16 protein-coding genes and 1 tRNA gene are annotated in these 17,912 nt (G+C 59.4%); 16 read left to right on the top strand and 1 reads right to left on the bottom strand.

Annotated features, from left to right (window positions below; translation table 11 throughout):
* Positions 1-71: 71 nt before the first annotated feature.
* From glmU to C772_RS14610, 14 genes are all read left to right on the top strand, one after another.
* Complete coding sequence (glmU, locus tag C772_RS14675; protein ID WP_008301248.1) at positions 72-1,466, top strand: bifunctional UDP-N-acetylglucosamine diphosphorylase/glucosamine-1-phosphate N-acetyltransferase GlmU; 1,395 nt, start codon at positions 72-74, stop codon at positions 1,464-1,466.
* A complete protein-coding gene (locus C772_RS14670; RefSeq protein WP_008301247.1) occupies positions 1,463-2,422 on the top strand; it encodes a ribose-phosphate diphosphokinase in 960 nt (319 codons plus the stop codon). Before glmU ends, C772_RS14670 begins: the two co-directional genes overlap by 4 nt.
* Before the next feature lie 168 nt (positions 2,423-2,590).
* Positions 2,591-3,250, top strand: a complete 660-nt coding sequence (locus C772_RS14665; protein ID WP_008301246.1) for a 50S ribosomal protein L25/general stress protein Ctc — start codon at positions 2,591-2,593, stop codon at positions 3,248-3,250.
* A gap of 102 nt (positions 3,251-3,352) precedes the next feature.
* Positions 3,353-3,916, top strand: a complete 564-nt coding sequence (gene pth, locus C772_RS14660; protein ID WP_008301241.1) for an aminoacyl-tRNA hydrolase — start codon at positions 3,353-3,355, stop codon at positions 3,914-3,916.
* Between the two features lie 54 nt (positions 3,917-3,970).
* Positions 3,971-4,198: an anti-sigma-F factor Fin gene (locus C772_RS14655; RefSeq protein WP_008301240.1), complete on the top strand. Its 228-nt coding sequence runs from the start codon at positions 3,971-3,973 to the stop codon at positions 4,196-4,198.
* A gap of 145 nt (positions 4,199-4,343) precedes the next feature.
* Entirely contained in the window at positions 4,344-7,862 is a 3,519-nt protein-coding gene (mfd, locus tag C772_RS14650; protein WP_008301239.1) for a transcription-repair coupling factor, read from the top strand.
* A gap of 94 nt (positions 7,863-7,956) precedes the next feature.
* A complete protein-coding gene (spoVT, locus tag C772_RS14645; protein WP_008301238.1) occupies positions 7,957-8,493 on the top strand; it encodes a stage V sporulation protein T in 537 nt (178 codons plus the stop codon).
* 296 nt (positions 8,494-8,789) lie between these two features.
* Positions 8,790-10,391, top strand: a complete 1,602-nt coding sequence (locus tag C772_RS14640; RefSeq protein WP_008301236.1) for a putative polysaccharide biosynthesis protein — start codon at positions 8,790-8,792, stop codon at positions 10,389-10,391.
* A gap of 4 nt (positions 10,392-10,395) precedes the next feature.
* A complete protein-coding gene (yabN, locus tag C772_RS14635) occupies positions 10,396-11,856 on the top strand; it encodes a bifunctional methyltransferase/pyrophosphohydrolase YabN (protein WP_008301235.1) in 1,461 nt (486 codons plus the stop codon).
* On the top strand, positions 11,857-12,147 hold the full coding sequence (locus C772_RS14630; protein ID WP_008301234.1) for an RNA-binding S4 domain-containing protein: 291 nt from the start codon (positions 11,857-11,859) through the stop codon (positions 12,145-12,147). It abuts the gene before it with no gap.
* A 131-nt stretch (positions 12,148-12,278) separates the two neighbouring features.
* Positions 12,279-12,584 (top strand): sporulation protein YabP, encoded by a 306-nt coding sequence (gene yabP / locus C772_RS14625; protein ID WP_008301233.1) that lies wholly within the window; start codon positions 12,279-12,281, stop codon positions 12,582-12,584.
* On the top strand, positions 12,581-13,084 hold the full coding sequence (gene yabQ, locus C772_RS14620) for a spore cortex biosynthesis protein YabQ (RefSeq protein ID WP_008301232.1): 504 nt from the start codon (positions 12,581-12,583) through the stop codon (positions 13,082-13,084). The genes yabP and yabQ overlap by 4 nt, the downstream gene beginning before the upstream one ends.
* A 48-nt stretch (positions 13,085-13,132) precedes the next feature.
* A complete protein-coding gene (locus C772_RS14615; protein ID WP_008301227.1) occupies positions 13,133-13,567 on the top strand; it encodes an FtsB family cell division protein in 435 nt (144 codons plus the stop codon).
* 252 nt (positions 13,568-13,819) lie between these two features.
* A complete protein-coding gene (locus C772_RS14610) occupies positions 13,820-14,257 on the top strand; it encodes a S1 domain-containing RNA-binding protein (protein WP_008301223.1) in 438 nt (145 codons plus the stop codon).
* A 287-nt stretch (positions 14,258-14,544) separates the two neighbouring features.
* Here C772_RS14610 and C772_RS14605 read toward each other — a convergent pair.
* A tRNA-Met gene (locus C772_RS14605) sits at positions 14,545-14,618 on the bottom strand.
* A 250-nt stretch (positions 14,619-14,868) separates the two neighbouring features.
* Between C772_RS14605 and C772_RS14600 the strand changes: the two genes are divergently transcribed.
* Both C772_RS14600 and tilS read left to right on the top strand, forming a co-directional pair.
* The gene (locus tag C772_RS14600; protein WP_008301222.1) at positions 14,869-17,280 is read left to right on the top strand and encodes a SpoIIE family protein phosphatase; all 2,412 of its coding nucleotides are present in this window, start codon (positions 14,869-14,871) and stop codon (positions 17,278-17,280) included.
* 24 nt (positions 17,281-17,304) lie between these two features.
* Positions 17,305-17,912 (top strand): tRNA lysidine(34) synthetase TilS (gene tilS / locus C772_RS14595; RefSeq protein WP_081607197.1); only part of this gene is annotated, 608 nt, incomplete at its 3' end.

Genomic DNA, 17,912 nt, shown 5'->3' with positions numbered 1-17,912 from the left:
TGTTGAAAAATGGGCCGTTTTCGTCTATCGTTAGAGGGAAATCCAAGTAAAAAAGTTAGGGGAACTGCCTGATGACGAATACATATGCCGTAATCCTGGCAGCCGGCCAGGGAACACGCATGAAATCAAAGCTCTATAAAGTGCTCCACCCGGTATGCGGTAAACCGATGGTCAGCCATGTTGTCGACAATGTCCGGGGAGTCGGCGCAGACCGCGTCGTCACGATCGTCGGGTTCGGCGCGGAAAAGGTCGAGGAAGAAGTCGGCGGACGCAGCGAGTTTGTCCTGCAGGAAGAGCAGCTGGGAACCGGCCATGCCGTTCTTCAGGCAGAACAGAATTTGGGCGGCCTTGACGGCACGACGATCGTCGTGTGCGGGGACACGCCGCTGATCACGCCGGAGACGATGAAGGCGCTGATCGACCATCACAATGAAACTAAAGCAAAAGCCACGATCCTGACCGCATTCGCGGACGATCCGACGGGCTACGGACGGATCATCCGTGACGGGAACGGAAACTTCCTGCGCAGCGTCGAGCAGAAAGACGCGAGCCCCGAAGAACAGCAGGTCAGGGAGATCAATACCGGCACCTATTGCTTCGACAATAAAACCCTGTTCGAAACCCTCCAAAAAGTCGGCAACGACAACGCGCAGGGCGAGTACTATCTGCCGGACGTCTTCGGCATCCTCCTGTCGGAAGGCGAAACGATCGCCGCCTATGCGACAAATGATTTTGAAGAAACGCTCGGCGTCAACGACCGCGTTGTGCTGGCGGAAGCGGAGCGGGTGATGCGCCGCCGGATCGCCGAGAAGCACATGCGGGGCGGCGTCACGATCCAGGACCCGGCCAACACCTATATCAGCGCGGATGCCGAGATCGGCCGTGATACCGTCCTCATGCCGGGCACAGTCATCGAAGGCCGCACAGTCATCGGCGAGGATTGCCTGATCGGACCGGGCAGCCAGATCAAGGACAGCGTCATCGGCGACCGTGCGACAATCCGCCAGTCCGTCGTCATGTCCAGCAAAATTGGGGAAGACGCGGCGGTCGGTCCGTTCGCCCATATCCGCCCGGAATCCGATCTCGGCAACAGCGTGAAGATCGGGAACTTCGTCGAAGTGAAAAAGTCGAATCTCGGGGAAGGCAGCAAGGTCTCCCACCTCAGCTACATCGGGGATACGGACATCGGCGAGCGCGTCAACATGGGCTGCGGTACGATCACCGTCAACTACGACGGGGCCAACAAGTTCCGCACGACCATCGAAGATGACGCCTTCGTCGGCTGCAACTCCAATCTGGTCGCACCGGTCACTGTCGGAAAAGGTGCATACGTCGCCGCCGGATCCACAGTGACAAAAAATGTTCCTGAAAATGCCCTTGCAATCGCGCGCTCCAGGCAGGAGAATAAGGAAGGTTATGTTGAAAAAATGAACAAAAAGCGATCGGAGGAGCAATCCAAAAAATGACGAACCATTATCCGGACCATAAACTGAAGATTTTCTCCCTGAATTCAAACGAGCCCCTGGCCAAGGAAGTCGCCGACGAGATCGGTGTTCCGCTCGGCGCATGCTCGGTCAACCGCTTCAGCGACGGCGAGGTACAGATCAACATTGAAGAGAGTATCCGCGGCTGCGACGTCTTCATCATCCAGTCGACGTCGGCACCGGTCAACGAGAATCTCATGGAACTGCTCATCATGGTCGACGCGGTAAAGCGTGCATCCGCCCGCACGATCAACGTCGTCATGCCGTATTACGGCTATGCGCGCCAGGACCGCAAGGCACGCGCACGCGAACCGATCACCGCGAAGCTGGTGGCGAACCTGCTGGAGACGGCAGGCGCGAACCGCGTCATCGCGCTGGATCTGCACGCGCCGCAGATTCAGGGCTTCTTCGATATCCTGATCGACCACCTGGTCGCGGTCCCGATCCTCTCCGACTACTTCAAGGAGAAGAACATCCCGGGCGAAGAGCTCGTCATTGTATCGCCTGACCACGGCGGCGTGACGCGCGCCCGCAAGATGGCGGACCGCCTGAAGGCGCCGATTGCGATCATCGACAAGCGCCGCCCGCGCCCGAATGTCGCAGAAGTGATGAACATCGTCGGAAACGTCGAAGGCAAGAAGGCCATCCTGATCGACGACATCATCGACACAGCCGGCACGATCACAATCGCGGCAAATGCCCTCGTGGAAAACGGAGCAACTGAAGTGTATGCATGCTGCACGCATCCGGTCCTGTCCGGCCCTGCGATCGAGCGCATCGACAACTCGAAGATCAAGGAACTGGTCATCACGAACTCGATCAACCTTCCGGAAGACAAACAATCGGAGAAGATCAAGGAGATGTCCGTCGCGCCGCTCCTCGCCGACGCCATCGTCCGGGTCTTCGAAAACAAATCCGTCAGCACCCTATTTAACTGATTTTCTCAAGACCGCCCCCCGGGGCGGTCTTTTTCAATGCTGCCGCCGCGGAATCCTTTCCGGGACAACTTCGGTCCGGATGCATGGCCTGAATCTCCGATGTTTAATATCAAACTATTCGGGTAAACACTATGCATGACGACAAAACTATATGGATGGTGACTGCAGATGGCGACTACAATCAAAGCAGAAAGACGGGAAAAATCCGGACGTTCCACACTGACGGAACTCCGGAACGGCGGATATGTGCCGGCAGTGGTATACGGTTATGAATTGGATAGCGTACCGGTTGCGGTCCGCGAGAATGAACTGTTCATGACACTCCGCGATGAGGGCCGCAACGCCGTGTTCCAGCTGGAGGTTGAAGGCAAAAAAGTCAATGCGGTGCTCCATGATTATCAGATGGACGTAATGAAAGGCGAGTTCAGGCATGCGGATTTTCTCGCCATTGACATGAACACCGAGATGGAGGCGGAAGTGAACATCACCCTCACAGGGGATGAAGTGGCGCCGGGCGTCAAAGAGGGCGGCGTCCTCAGCCAGCCGTTCTGGACCGTCAACGTTTCGGCCAAGCCTTCCGACATGCCGGAGTCGCTCGAAGTCGACGTTTCCGAAATGGCAGTCGGAGACACCCTTACGGTGGGCGATATCAAGTCGAAATGGGGCGTGAATGTCGTCGATGAGGACGAGAAAGTGCTTGTCACGATCACTGCGCCTCGCACGGAACAGGCAGATTCCGATGCGGAAGAGGGAGCGGCCGATCCGGAAGCTGCACCGGATGCGGAAGCCGGCAATGGCCCGGACGAAGCCCCTCAGGAAACCGAATAACAGCAGAAAGAGGATTGCCCGGCCGCGGGCAATCCTTTTTGCCTGCCCGCATGTCTGAATCGTGGTAAAATGGGAAGCATCATTGCCAAGAGGAAGATGTCCATGAAACTTATCGTCGGGCTCGGCAATCCGGGCAGGCAGTACGAACAGACCCGCCACAATATCGGTTTCCACGCCATCGATGTGCTGGCGGACCGATGGAACGCCCCGCTCAACCAGACCAAATTCAACGGCATGTATGCGACGGTGCATCGCCCTGAAGGCAAGGCGCTGCTCGTCAAGCCGCTAACGTACATGAACCTTTCGGGGGAATGTGTCCGCCCGATGATGGACTATTTCGAAGTGCCGGAAGAGGACCTGATCGTCATCTATGATGACCTCGATCTGCCTCCGGGCAAGCTGCGTCTCCGCCAGAAGGGCAGTCCGGGCGGCCACAACGGGATGAAGTCGATCATCCAGCACATCGGAACTCGCGACTTTGACCGCATCCGGATCGGCATCGGCCGGCCGGATGTTCCGATGGCCGTGACGGATTGGGTCCTCGGAAGGTTCACAGATGAAGAGGCGCCGGACATGAGGGAAGCCGCGGAACGCGCGGCAGATGCCTGCGAGGCAGCCCTCCGGCACCCGTTCATCGATGTCATGAATGAATTCAACGCCAAGTGAGGCATAGCCTCCTCTGCTCTTGTCTATACTGATGGGAAAGGAAGGGGGCGCAGCATGGCGATCCGGTACCGTTGCCGCCACTGTGAAACGGAAATCGGCCGGCTTCCGTTCGGCTCTGCCGACGAAGCGAGGACGCTGCTCCGGCTCGGTGAAGAGGAAGCGGAGGAATTCATCCTGGAAGGGGAAGACGGGGACGCGACCGTCCAGTGCATCTGCAAAGATTGTGAGCAGTCACTTGACCGGTTTCCCGACTATTATTCCCTGCAGAAATGGCTGCAATGATGCCGTTGCTTTGGCACCCCGGGTGTCCAAGGCTTTTTCTGCGTTCGGGAACCGGCGCCATGCTGCGCGTTAAATCGGACTAATCTTCCCTCATGGAGGGAATCTGACAGATATAGAATGCTTCTTTTTTGAAAGGATGGAACCCATGGAAGAGTTACTCGATGTACTGGCCGGGGGAGGGGAGATTGCGGACCTCCTCGGCGATCTGAAGGAAGGCCGCGACCGGCAGCTGGTCACGGGCCTGGCGGGCGGCGCGCGTGCCGCCCTGTTTGCATTGGCCGCAAGGGAGACGGGCCGGCCCGTTCTCGTCGTCGAGCCGAATATGCTGCAGGCGCAGCGCACGTACGAGGACCTTGCCAGGCTCTCGGGAGAGGAATCGGTCCGCCTTTACCCGGCGGACGAACTGACGGCGGCCGAGCTGTCAGTCGCGAGCCCGGAACTCCGGGCGCAGCGCATCGAGGCGCTGGATCACCTCATGCGGAACGGCACCGGTATCTTTGTCACGCCGATTGCCGGGCTCCGCAAACTGCTCCCGGCACCGGCCGACTGGAAAAACGCCGCACTTTCTGCGGAGCTGGGTGATGAGATCGATCCCGCGGACTGGGCGGCGAGCCTCGTCGCCATGGGGTTCTCCCGCCAGCCGATGGTCACCTCCCCGGGCGAGTTCTCGCTCAGGGGCGGCATCCTTGATATTTATCCGCTCGACCTGGAGGAGCCTGTCCGGTTTGAGCTGTTTGATACCGAAATCGATTCCATCCGAACCTTCTCGGCGGATGACCAGCGCTCCACGGGCCGCCTGGACACCGTGCGGATCCTTCCGGCCCATGAATTCAGCTGGCCGGCGGAACGGCTTGCCGTCACAGCCGATCGGCTTGAAGCGTCACTTGCCGCAAGCCTCAAAAAGGTGAGCGACGAAGCGGCGCGCGAGGCGCTCCTCGAGAACATCGGCGCGGACATCGCCCTCATGAAGGACGGGGAAATTCCCGAAGGCGTCATGAAGTATGCTTCATTGGCAGGCGAAACGGCATTTCTGGGTGACTATTTCCCTGAAGAGGGCATCCTGTTCTATAACGAGGCCGGCCGGATCATCGAAGTGGCCGAGTCGCTGGAGCGGCAGGAGGGCGAATGGCATACCGAAATGATCGCCTCCGGGAAGCTGGTCCACGACGCGCGGCTCAGCCACACGTTCAAGGAGATCGACGCGATGGCCGGACAGAAGAAAGTGTACCTGTCCCTGTTCTCGCGTTCACTGCCGGGACTTGTCCTGAAGGACACCGTCCAGATCTCCTGCAAGCCGATGCAGCAGTTCCACGGCCAGATGAACCTCCTGAAGTCGGAGGCTGAACGCTGGCAGGCAGGCGGGTTTACGGTGCTCCTGCTTGCGGGAGACCGGGAGAGGGCGGAGAAAGTCCGCTCCATCCTCGGCGACTACGGCATGGAGGCGGACATTCCGGAAGAAGGCACCGTCCCGGGCTCCGGCATCCATGTGATCGAGGGGGACCTGTCGGACGGATTCGAACTGCCGCTCCGCCAGATCGCCGTCGTGACGGACAGCGAACTCTTCAAGCAGCGGTCCCGCAGAAAAGCACGTCCCCAGAAGCTGTCGAACGCGGAGCGGATCAAAAGCTACTCGGAGATCAAGCCGGGTGACTATGTCGTCCATATCCAGCACGGCATCGGAAAGTACATCGGCATCGAAACGCTTGACGTGGGCGGCACGCACAAGGATTACCTGCACATCAGCTACCGCGGCGACGACAAGCTATATGTGCCGATCGACCAGATCGACCAGATCCAGAAATACGTCGGGTCCGAGGACAGGGAACCGAAAATCCATAAACTCGGCGGCACCGAATGGAAAAAAACGAAAAGCAAGGTGTCCAAGGCGGTCAAGGACATCGCCGACGACCTGATCAAGCTGTATGCCAAGCGCGAGGCGGAAAAAGGCTTTGCATTCTCGCCTGACGACGACCTGATGCATTCGTTCGAAGCGTCGTTCCCGTATGACGAGACCGACGACCAGCTCCGGTCGATTGAAGAGATCAAGCGCGACATGGAGCGCGAACGCCCGATGGACCGGCTTCTGTGCGGCGATGTCGGCTACGGCAAAACTGAAGTTGCAATCAGGGCCGCCTTCAAGGCGGTCGGCGACGGCAAGCAGGTGGCCTTCCTCGTCCCGACGACGATCCTTGCCCAGCAGCATTTCGAAACGATGAAGGAACGCTTTGCCGGCTACCCGGTCGAGGTCCGGATGCTGAGCCGGTTCGGCACGAGAAAAGAGCACCAGGAAACGGTCAAGGGCCTAAAGGACGGCACGGTCGACGTCGTCGTCGGCACGCACCGTCTCCTCTCGAAGGATGTGGAATACCGCGACCTCGGCCTGCTCATCGTCGACGAGGAGCAGCGCTTCGGCGTCACGCACAAAGAACGCATCAAGCAGATGAAGGCGAACGTCGACGTCCTGACGCTGACGGCGACCCCGATCCCGCGCACGCTCCACATGTCGATGATCGGCGTTCGCGACCTGTCCGTCCTCGAAACGCCTCCCGCAAACCGGTTCCCGGTCCAGACCTATGTCATGGAATTCAGCGGCCCGCTCGTCCGGGAGGCGATTGAGCGCGAAATGGCTCGCGGCGGCCAGGTGTTTTATCTCTATAACAGGGTCGAGGACATGGCGCGCAAGGCGGAGGAGATCCAGATGCTCGTGCCGGAGGCCCGCATCGCGACCGCCCACGGCCGCATGTCCGAGACGGAACTTGAAGCCGTCATCCTCGCTTTTCTGGAAGGGGAGTACGACGTCCTCGTCACGACAACGATCATCGAGACGGGTGTCGACATCCCGAACGTCAACACGCTCATCGTCCATGACGCCGACCGGATGGGCCTCGCCCAGCTGTATCAGCTGAGGGGACGGGTCGGACGTTCGAACCGCGTCGCCTATGCGTACTTTCTCTACCAGCGCAACAAGGTCCTGACCGATGTGGCGGAAAACCGCCTGCAGGCGATCAAGGAATTCACCGAGCTCGGATCCGGCTTCAAGATTGCGATGCGGGACCTGTCGATCCGGGGCGCGGGGAACCTGCTCGGTGCCCAGCAGCACGGCTTTATCGATTCGGTCGGGTTCGACATGTATTCGAAGATGCTCGAAGAAGCCATCGAGGAAAAGCGCGGCAACGGCAAGGAAGAGGAAGTGCCGGATGTCGAAGTGACGCTCCACACCGATGCGTACTTCCCGGACAGCTTCATCCCCGACGGCTTCCAGAAAATCCAGATGTACAAGCGCGTCAAGGCGGTCGCGACCGAGGAAGATTATTCGGAGCTGGTCGACGAGATGGCGGACCGCTTCGGCGACCTGCCCCTGGAAGCCGAGCAGCTCCTGAAGGTCGCCCTGATGAAAGTGTGGGCGCGTGAGGCCGGCGTCGAGTCGATCAAGCAGCAGGGAGACCGGGTGATCATCTCGTTCACCGAGGCGGGGACGCAGCAGGCGGACGGTGCGAAGATCATGGAGGACACGCTCCAGTACGGCCGGGCGGTCGGCTTCCACGTGGAGGACGGACGGCTGCTACTCACGGTAGACGGATCGAAAACCGGCAAAAAGACGCTGTTTGATGTGCTGGAAGGCGTCATGAAAATTTTGCCGGATGCGAAAAAACAGGAAGTATGACCTGCCGGCAGGGCGGGATTGCATAAATTGGCTAATCGTGATGCATACTAAGCGCGCGCAGAACTATCCGAACGTCGAAAGCGAGGCATCACGAATGAGAGCAACAGGTATCGTCAGACGGATCGACGACCTCGGCCGTATTGTCATCCCGAAAGAAATCCGGCGCACCATGCGCATCCGGGAAGGCGATCCGCTTGAAATCTTCACTGACCGGGACGGGGAAGTCATCCTGAAAAAGTATTCCCCGATCAGCGAGCTGGGCAGCTTTGCCCAGGAATATGCAGAAACGCTGTACGAAACATTGGGGACACCGGCGCTCATCAGCGACCGTGATGAAATGATCGCGGCAGCCGGCCTCCCGAAAAAGGATTATCTGGGCAAGCGGATCTCCGGTGAGCTGGAGGAGATCATGCTCGGACGCTCGATCGTCACGGAGAAAAACGAAAAGTCCCTGGAATGGGTGCCCGGCGTCACCGAACAGATCAAGTCATCATGCATCTGCCCGATCGTTTCGGGCGGCGACCCGATCGGCGCCGTCTACCTGCTTTCGAAAGTCCATTTTATCGGTGATCCGGAAGTGAAGGCGGCGGAAACTGCAGCCCACTTCCTCGCCAAGCAGATGGAGCCGTAATCGCCAACAACGATACGAACGTATAGAGTGGCCGGAGGGCCGCCGCACTTGCCGGAGACATCCGGCGGGGCGGCGGCTCTTTTGCATAGTTTTACTTGGAATTCCGGGGCTTGTTCCGGGGTTATCAAGCACTCCCCCCAATTTTTGAAGCACTTAACATCAGATTGAAAGCACTCTCCCGGAATTTCACGGCACTCACGGTGAGCTGTGAAGCGCCCGGCAATCCGGCCACGTTCCGGCACGTTTGTCCGGCGTGCTATAATGGGGATATTCTTGGAAAAAAGGAAGCCTGAAGCATGCAGCAGCAGTGGAACATGAAGACCTTCATGAGAGGCGCGGCGCTCCTTGCCGCTGCCGGCATCATCGTCAAGATCCTGAGCGCGGTCTACCGCATCCCGTTCCAGAACCTGGTCGGCGACAAGGGGTTTTATATCTACCAGCAGGTATACCCGTTCATCGGTATCATCACGGTGTGGACGTCTGCGGGATTTGCGGTCGCCGTCTCGAAGGTGATGGCCGACCGGGACCGGTCGGAAAGCGGCGCCGTCATGAGGATTGCGCTGGCCTGCCTGGCCGTGGTGTCCGGCGCAAGCTTCCTCCTGCTGTTTTTGGGGGCGGATAGGATCACCGGATGGATGGGCGACCGGCAGCTGGCCCCGCTCCTCCGCGCCGGCTCGCTTGTCATTTTGTTCATGCCGCTGCTTGCCCTGCTGAAGGGTGTCTACCAGTCGGAAGGGCGCATGGCGCCTGTCGCGGGCGCCCAGGTGGCCGAGCAGGCCGTCCGTGTGACGGTCATCCTGGCGGGCACGCTTATCGTCGTCGCGGCCGGCGCCTCGCTTTACATGGCGGGGCAGATGGCGATGTGGGGCGCGGTCGCGGGCGAGGCGGCGGGCGTTCTTCTCCTGCTCGTCCTGTTCAGGAAGTGGACGGGCCGCCCGGACATCAGGGACCGCTCGGCATCCGTCCGCGCCTGGCCCGTCGTGAAGGAACTGACGGCAATCAGCCTTGCTGCGAGCCTGAGCTCGCTGATTCTGCTTTTCTTCCAGCTGGTCGACTCATTCACGGTGTTTAACCTGATGGCGGAATCGATGGAGCGGGAGACGGCGATGGAAGCAAAGGGCGTCTATGACCGCGGCCAGCCGCTTGTCCAGATGGGCATTTTACTCGCCTCGACGCTGTCGCTGTCGATCGTGCCGCTTGTCGCGGCCCACACGGCGAAACGAAAGGGCCGGACGGCGGATCCGTTTATCCGGCTGTCCTGGCGGCTCGCCTTTTTATTTGGCTGGGCAGCTGCGCTCGGACTGATCCTCGTCCTGCCCTATGTCAATGAAATGCTGTTCGAGACCAGGAGCGGATCCGCCGCCATCATGGTGTTCTGCATCCAGATATTCGAGCTGTCGCTGATCCTGCCGATCATGGCGGTGCTTCAGGGGCTGGGCCGGGTGAAAGTGCCGGCGCTCCTGCTCCTGCTGGGCCTTGCCGTGAAGGCGGGGGCCAACTGGCTGCTCGTCCCGCAGGCGGGCATCCTCGGCGCCGCGATTGCGGGGGTTGCCGGATTTGCCGTTGCCGGTGCGGGGATTCTGGTCTACTTCAAGAAAGTATGGCCGGTGCGTCTGGCCGGAGGCCGGTTTTACCGGATGATCGCGGCGGCGTCCCTGTTGATGTCGGCCGTCCTCATCCCGTGGATGCTCCTGGCCGACATCTGGCTGTTTGACGCGTTCCCTGCACGGATCGGCGCAACACTTACCGCATTGACCGGCGTCGCGATCGGCGCGGCTGTGTTCCTCGCCGTCATCGCGAGATCGCGCGTTTTGTCGGAGAGGGAATGGTACCTGATCCCGTTCGGGCGCAGGCTTGCCGCCCTGCAGCTGATAATGAACAAATCCAATAGGAAGTGATCCCATGAATGAAATCACCGTGATCGGCCTCGGGGCGTCGGGCCTCGACGGGCTGCCGCTCGGCGTCTACCGGCAGCTGAAAAATGCCGGCCTCGTCCATGTCCGGACCGAGGACCATCCCGTCATCGCAGAGCTGGAGGCGGAAGGCATCCGGTTCCGTACGTTCGATGACGTCTACGAAAAGCATGACACCTTTCCTCCCGTCTACCGCGAAATCGCGGATGCGCTCCTGGCGATGGCTGAAAACGAACCGGTCGTGTACGCCGTGCCCGGCCACCCGCTCGTTGCCGAACAGACCGTCCAGCACCTTGTCGAAGCAGAGCGGGAAGAAAGGGTCAGCCTTCATATCGAAGGCGGCCAGAGCTTCCTCGATCCGGTATTCAATGCGCTCCGGATCGACCCGATCGACGGCTTCCAGCTGCTTGACGGCACGGAGATGCACCGTGACGACGTGAAGATGAACCAGCACGTCCTGATTGCGCAGGTGTATGACACGTTCAGCGCCTCAGACGTGAAGCTGACGCTCATGGAAAAGTACCCGGACGACCATCCGGTGACGATTGTCACGGCAGCCGGCTCGTCTGAAGAAAAGCTCGTCACCGTCCCGCTTTATGAGCTGGACCGTACGGTGGAGACGAGCAACCTCATGACGGTCTACGTCCCGCCTGCCGCCCGCCTTGAAGAGCGGCTGAAGGAATGGGACGCCTTCCGGGAGATCATCCGCATCCTGAGAAGCCCGGACGGCTGCCCGTGGGACCGCGAACAGACCCATGAGTCGCTCCGGAAATACATGATCGAGGAAGCGCATGAGCTCGTCCAGGCAATCGATGACGGGGACGATGACGCCATCATCGGCGAGCTGGGCGACGTGCTTCTCCAGGTGTTCCTCCATGCCCAGATCGGCGAGGACGACGGCTACTTCCAGATGGAGGATGTGCTTGAGGCGGTCGCGGAAAAAATGATCCGCCGGCACCCGCATGTGTTCGGCGATGCCGATGCCGCGGACTCCGATGCCGTCGTGAGCAACTGGCAGGCGATCAAGGAACAGGAAAAGGGCGGAATGTCCGGCTCGGTCCTGGACGGGCAGGAGCGCTACGCCTCCTCGCTCCTCACGTCGTACAACTACCAGAAGGAAGCCGCAAGGCACGGATTCACCTGGCCGGACGCGGAAGGCGCCTGGGAGAAGTTCGAAGAGGAATGGGAGGAATTCTGCCGTGCAGCAGAGAATGGGGGAGAAGGCGAGCGGACCGACGAGTTCGGCGACGTGCTCTTCACGCTCGTCAACCTCGCCCGTTATTATAAGGTGTCGCCAGAAGAGGCGATGGCCGGCGCCAACCGCAAGTTCAGAAGGCGCTTTTCCCATGTCGAAGAACGGGTCCGGGAAGGCCGGGGCCGTTTTGAAGCCTACACGCTCGACGAGCTCGACGCGTTCTGGGACGAAGCGAAACGATTGGAGAGGATGTAAGTGAGACTCGATAAATTCCTGAAAGTGTCCCGCCTGATCAAGCGGCGCACGCTCGCAAAGGAAGTCGCGGACCAGGGCCGCATTACGGTAAACGGCAAAAAGGCCAAAGCATCAAGCGTTGTCAAAGAAGGCGACGAGCTTGCCATCCGATTTGGCCAGAAGCTCGTCACCGCCCGTGTGGACATGCTGAAGGACTCCGTCAAAAAAGACGAAGCCGGCAATATGTTCACCATCCTGAAAGAAGAAAAACTCGACAAAGTCGAACCTGAATTCATCGACGACGAGGACTGACAGAAAACGGCCCGGAGCGTTCCCAGCGCCCGGGTCGTTTTTCTCTTGCCTTCCTCCCGGTCATGTTTCCCCGCTTCCGCTCATACAATGCGTTGAACGGACAAGGACAAGCGAAAAGGGGGAACGAACAGATGCAGATCGAACAGACGGACAATCCGGGCACCGCCTACCAGATTCCATCCGGCGACCACCACGTGTCGCTCCGAAACCGCAAAAGGATGGACCTGACGTCGGTAAAGGCGATCGATCGATTTGACCAGGAAGAGTTTATCGTGCGGACCTCGCAGGGGCAGCTCCAGATCCGGGGAGACGGGCTCCGGATCGTCCATCTCGATGTGGACAAGGGCCTCCTCACCCTCGAGGGGACCGTAAAAGTGCTCCAGTACGAAGATGAAGACGGTCATTCAAGGAATATCCTTACTAAGTTATTCGGATGATCGTTTCCCATCAGCTGCTCAGCCTGCTGGCCATGGTCGGGACAGGCATCCTCGCCGCTGCCGTCATCGACATGATCCGGACGGCGGGAGGCGGCACCCGGGCCGGCACCGCCATCGAGCTGATGGCGTGGCCGCTTTTGGGGTTGTTCGCGTTTTCTGTCCTGTTCGCCGTGCGCTCGGGTGAATGGAGGCTCTATGACCTGCTTGCCCAGCTGGTCGGTGTGCTTCTCTACGAATCTGCGCTCCACCGGCCGTTCCGGTTTGCGGGGAGACTGATTGCCGCGCTGGTCATCCGGCCGGTCCTGTTCCTGCTCGGGCTCATCTGGAGGACGGTGGCCTTCATTGTCAATATTCCGGTCCGCCTGATTCTCTTTCTGGTCCGGCTGCTGCTGCGCCCCTTCCAAAAACCGATACGGGCGATCCGCAGAAAAGCGGGGAATCTGTCAAGAAAAGTTCGCCGCAAGTTCCCCGGCCGCCCCTTAAAAAAGAGGTCCGCATGAGGTATAATGGATGAATCATGCGCTCCGACGCAGGCAGGGGGACCGAGGATGGAACAGAAAAGCAGGCAGGCAAACAGTCATGGGCCCGTCACACCGATCCAGACCGAGTATGTCCGGGCCCGGGAACGCAAGGAACAGATCAAGAAAGCGCGGAAAGTCCGGCTCTACCGGAGACTCGCCGTCTTTGCCGTCATCGCGGCGCTGACGTTCGGGTGGATGGCCTGGTCGCTCGTCGAAAAGAACCAGGCCATCGCAGCCAAGCAGGAAGAGAAAAAAGCCGCTTTGGCGGAACTGGAGAAACTCCAGGAAGAAGGCGCGGCCCTGGAACTTGAGCTCGAAAAACTTGACGACCCGGAATACATCGCCAAGCTCGCCAGGAAGGAATACCTCCTGTCAGAGGAAGGCGAAATCATCTTCACGCTCCCGGACGAGGAGAAAAAAGACAAAGACAAAGAGAAAAAAGACGGCGACTCCGAGGAGTAAACCGTCTTCTATAAATGGGGGACAGCAGCGGCCCGGGATTGACCGGAGGAGCCGCTGCTGTTTTTAATGGGGATGCGGATGAGGAAAGGATCCTCTGAAACTCCGCCCAGTCCAAGAAAAACGGCCGATTCATTGACACTCTTTGATTGTTGGTTATAATTAGGTCAAGGGACTTGGTCTGTCAAGACCCGGAATATGTATGCATGGCTGTCTGAACAGCCCGCTTAATCTTTAAGGAGGAGCATTTTTTTTATGTCAATTGAAGTCGGCAGCAAGGTACAGGGAAAAGTAACAGGAATCACCAACTTCGGGGCATTCGTTGAGCTGCCTAACGGGAAGACTGGCCTGGTCCACATCAGTGAGGTTGCAGACCACTACGTCAAGGACATCAATGATTTGCTCAAGGTCGGAGATACCGTAGAAGTTAAAGTGATGAATGTCGGCAATGACGGGAAAATCGGCCTGTCAATCCGGAAGGCGAAGCCGGAATCCGAGCGTCCTCAGCGTCCGGAGCGCCCATACCGCCCGCGCAGCGGCGGCAACCGTGGCGGCAGCGACCATGGACGCGGAGGAAAAGAAAACTTCGAGCAGAAGATGGCACGGTTCCTGAAAGACAGTGAAGACCGTTTGTCCACCCTCAAGCGCGCGACTGAATCCAAGCGCGGCGGCCGGGGTGCGAGAAGAGGCTGACTTGCTGACTGCTTCGATCGAAAAAAATCTCTGATATAGATGCCCGGGAACAGCCCGGGACCGCTTCGGCGGCCTGTCGGATCCAATCCGGCAGGCCGCTTTTTATTGCCGTCATCCATCAGCTTAGAGAAAGGCGCTGACTTGCATGGGTGAAAAGGCGGAATTCCCCCGGATGAAATCCCCTGGCCCGCCACTATCCGTCAATGTTCCGCATGAAACAAGGCGGGCGGCGCATCCGGACATGAAAAAACCGGCCCTTCCCGTTTTGGGAAGGGCCGGTTTACATATGGCGGCGGAGGGGATCGAACCCCCGACCTTACGGGTATGAACCGTACGCTCTAGCCAGCTGAGCTACACCGCCGTGTTTGCGACACTTCCATATCATACAGAGCATTACAGCCGGTGTCAATCCTTTTCTAATCCGGTGCTTTAAAAAATCTGCCGCAGGATTCGCCGATTTGCCGCCATGTTCCGCTTATCCGGAAGATTCCAAAAAAGAGGCTGATTCCGTCGAAAGTTTCTCCGGGCGGGTTGCCAGGAACAGACAAACTTCCGTGAATCGCCCCGGTATACTCAGGACACTTGATTCAAAGACGAGGGGGAATCGAATCATGAGATTATTGGGGAATGAGGCATGGCAAAATGCAGGCATGCCATTCAGGCGCTGGGCGGATGCTGTGTCCAGGCGCAAGGTGAAGATCGGATTCTCGCTGTTTTTCCTGGCAGCTTCGTTTTTCCTTTCAAGGGCGGTGCTGTTCGAGGCTGCGGTGCCTTTCCTATTGCCGGTGTGGGCGCTGGCGGCGATCCGATACCGGAACTACCTGCCGTTCGTCATCATCGGCGGGGGGCTCGGAAGCCTGATGCTCGGACCGGGGCAGCTGGCGATCCACGTCCTTCAGATCCTGCTGTTCCATTCGATCATCCGTTTCCGCGTCTTCAGGAAGTCGGTGCCGGTGACGCTCGGTCTTGTCGTTTTGGCGATCCAGTCGGTCTGGCAGATGGCGTCCTACGGCGGCCAGGTGGCAGGCGATGTATGGTTCCTCATCGCCTGTGAAGCCCTGCTGACGGCATTTATGGCGGTGTTCCTGTTTGCGGTGTTTACACAGGCGCACAAGTTCCTGCATGAGCGGTGGACGGCGGAGCGGGCGGGGGCCGCTTTCCTGGTCGGCGCGATCATGATCACGGGAATGGGCGGGATCATCTACGGACAGTTCTCGCTTCCGGCCGTGCTGATCCACCTCGCCGTGCTGTTCTCGGTGTCGGTCGGGGGGCTGGCAGCGGGGACGGCCGCGGCGACGGTGATCGGGACGATCGTCAGCGTGTCCGATCTTGAGTTCAGCGGCATGATCGCGCTTTATGCACTGACCGGCTTTTGTGCGGGGATCGCGGCGAAGGCCGGCAAGCTCGGCATCGCCGCAGCCGCGCCGCTCGCATCGGTGTTCTTCTATATGTATGACGAGACCTTGCCGCTTGATGACGTCCACTTTATGTCGATGGCGCTCGCCACGCTGCTGTTCCTCTGCATCCCGAGCCGCTCGCTTGCGTTTGTGCGCAGCCGGGTGAATCCGGACCGCACCGTTCAGTCTGAGCGCCGGAGAGTCTGGCTCGAAGAGAAGATGGACAGCCAGCTGCATGATTTCCATCAGTTTGCACACTTCATGTCGCAGCTTGTAAGCGATCACAACGGCAGCAGGGAAGACGAGGGGCAGCGCCGTCCGCCGTCCATCTGCCAATCGTGTTTCCGCTACGAAAAGTGCTGGGCGGATCCCGAGGACGGCATCGCACCGCTCCTGGATGAATGGATGAAAGCCCAGGCTTCGCCGAAACGGGGCCCGAGAATCAGGATGGAGGAGCGGATCGGGTACAAGTGTGTGCGTTCCACGGGACTGATGCAGGAACTTGAGGAGGACTATTCCCAGGCGGTCCTGAACAATCAGCTTCATCACGGGCGGAAGATGCTTGCGCTTCAGCTCCGCGACATGAGCCGCCACCTGAACGACATGATGATGAATATGAAAGAAGAGATCAAGACGTTCCGCCCGGAAGAAGAGGAGCTCTCCGCACGTCTGCACAAACTGGAAATCCCGCATTTCCAGGTGGACATCCTGTCGGAGGAGCGCGGTGCGCGCAAGATTGTCTGCTCGATGCCGGATCGCAAAAGCGAATGGGAGACGGAGCGAATGGTCGCGGAGCGGCTCATCATGCCGGTCCTGAACGAGATGTACGGCGAGCCGTTCGAGGTGGAGAAGTCGGTGTTCCTGGAGGACCCGTTCCCGCATCTCCAGGTGACGTTCGTCTCCGCCGTCCGCTTCACGATGGACTATTCGGTCGTGTCATCTTCCAAGGACGGCACATTCCATGCCGGCGACTCCCACGAAGTGTTCCACCTGCATGACGGCCTTGCCGCGGTGATCCTGTCAGACGGCATGGGCTCGGATGCGCAGGCATATCGTGAAAGCCGGAAAGTGATTCGGCTCATGAGGGAGTGCCTGAACCGGCGGATGGATCCGGAAACGGCCATGCACACGCTTCATTATGTCATGTCGCTCAAGGGCGGGGATGACATGTACGCGACGGTCGACCTGGCGCTGATCGACCTGCAGGACGGCCGGCTCTGGTCATACAAGGCCGGTTCGATGTCGACCTACATCAGCCGGGGCGGGAAACTGTTCAAGCTTGAGAGCGCCGCGGTGCCGTTCGGCTTCCTGCCATCTTTCTCGGTGGACGCGAAGCGCCATGGCCTGAAGGCGGGCGATGTGATCGTCATGATGACGGACGGGATGTTTTCACCTTCTGTCGCCCCTGAGCAGCAGGAGCGCATGCTGGGCGCGGTGCTGTCGCGCTGCGAAGACCTCGGGACGGACGGGATGGCGGATTATATCATGCAGGAGATGGGCCGCAAATTCCGGCTGCCGTCGGATGACAGGACGGTGATTGTCATCAAGATCGAGCATACGGTCCAGAAATGGTCAATATTCACGCCGTATTCGACGGTTACCGGGAAGGAAACGGTGGTAAGATGAAAGGAAACAGGAGGAGGGATGCAGATGACGGAAGAACTGGAAAGGCAGGCGGCAGATCTGATCCGGGATCATGGATGGATCCCGGAAGGCAGCCGCGTGCTCGTCGCCTGCTCGGGCGGCCCTGATTCCGTCGCCCTCCTCCATGTCATGAAACGCCTCGGAGCAGCCGGCGGCTTCACGGTCGGGGCGGCACATGTCGATCATATGCTTCGCGGTGAAGAGTCGGCGGAAGACGCACGCTTTGTCCGCGCCATGTGCGCAGGGCTTGGCGTGCCTTTCCATGGAACGGCGATTCCTGTCGGAGAGATTGTGCGGCAGGAGGGGGGCAATGTCCAGGATGTCTGCCGGACGGAGCGGTACCGGTACTTCGCCGAAGTCATGGGGCATAAGGAATATGGGGTGCTCGCGACGGCACACCATGCCGACGATGTGCTGGAGACCGTGCTGATGCGGCTGGCCCGGGGCACGGCGGACGGTGCACCCGGCATCCCGGCATCCCGGAAATTCGGGAAAGGACTTCTCATCCGGCCGTTTCTTTTAAGTGAAAGAAGGGAAGTCATGGAGTACCTGGAAACGCATGGCCTTCCATTCAGGACGGACCCGAGCAACTTGAAGCCGGATTATACACGAAA

Source organism: Bhargavaea cecembensis DSE10 (genome assembly GCF_000348905.1).
GTDB lineage: Bacteria > Bacillota > Bacilli > Bacillales_A > Planococcaceae > Bhargavaea > Bhargavaea cecembensis.
The sequence above is the reverse complement of the archived record's forward strand: the minus strand, read 5'-3'. Positions and strand labels throughout refer to the sequence as shown.

Coding starts and splice junctions, on each gene's coding strand:
- spoVT (WP_008301238.1), top strand. CDS start 7,957: ATGAGAGCAACAGGTATCGTCAGACGGATCGACGACCTCGGCCGTATT.
- C772_RS14610 (WP_008301223.1), top strand. CDS start 13,820: ATGTCAATTGAAGTCGGCAGCAAGGTACAGGGAAAAGTAACAGGAATC.
- C772_RS14665 (WP_008301246.1), top strand. CDS start 2,591: ATGGCGACTACAATCAAAGCAGAAAGACGGGAAAAATCCGGACGTTCC.
- mfd (WP_008301239.1), top strand. CDS start 4,344: ATGGAAGAGTTACTCGATGTACTGGCCGGGGGAGGGGAGATTGCGGAC.
- yabN (WP_008301235.1), top strand. CDS start 10,396: ATGAATGAAATCACCGTGATCGGCCTCGGGGCGTCGGGCCTCGACGGG.
- yabP (WP_008301233.1), top strand. CDS start 12,279: ATGCAGATCGAACAGACGGACAATCCGGGCACCGCCTACCAGATTCCA.
- glmU (WP_008301248.1), top strand. CDS start 72: ATGACGAATACATATGCCGTAATCCTGGCAGCCGGCCAGGGAACACGC.
- pth (WP_008301241.1), top strand. CDS start 3,353: ATGAAACTTATCGTCGGGCTCGGCAATCCGGGCAGGCAGTACGAACAG.
- C772_RS14670 (WP_008301247.1), top strand. CDS start 1,463: ATGACGAACCATTATCCGGACCATAAACTGAAGATTTTCTCCCTGAAT.
- C772_RS14600 (WP_008301222.1), top strand. CDS start 14,869: ATGAGATTATTGGGGAATGAGGCATGGCAAAATGCAGGCATGCCATTC.
- C772_RS14655 (WP_008301240.1), top strand. CDS start 3,971: ATGGCGATCCGGTACCGTTGCCGCCACTGTGAAACGGAAATCGGCCGG.
- C772_RS14615 (WP_008301227.1), top strand. CDS start 13,133: ATGGAACAGAAAAGCAGGCAGGCAAACAGTCATGGGCCCGTCACACCG.
- yabQ (WP_008301232.1), top strand. CDS start 12,581: ATGATCGTTTCCCATCAGCTGCTCAGCCTGCTGGCCATGGTCGGGACA.
- C772_RS14640 (WP_008301236.1), top strand. CDS start 8,790: ATGCAGCAGCAGTGGAACATGAAGACCTTCATGAGAGGCGCGGCGCTC.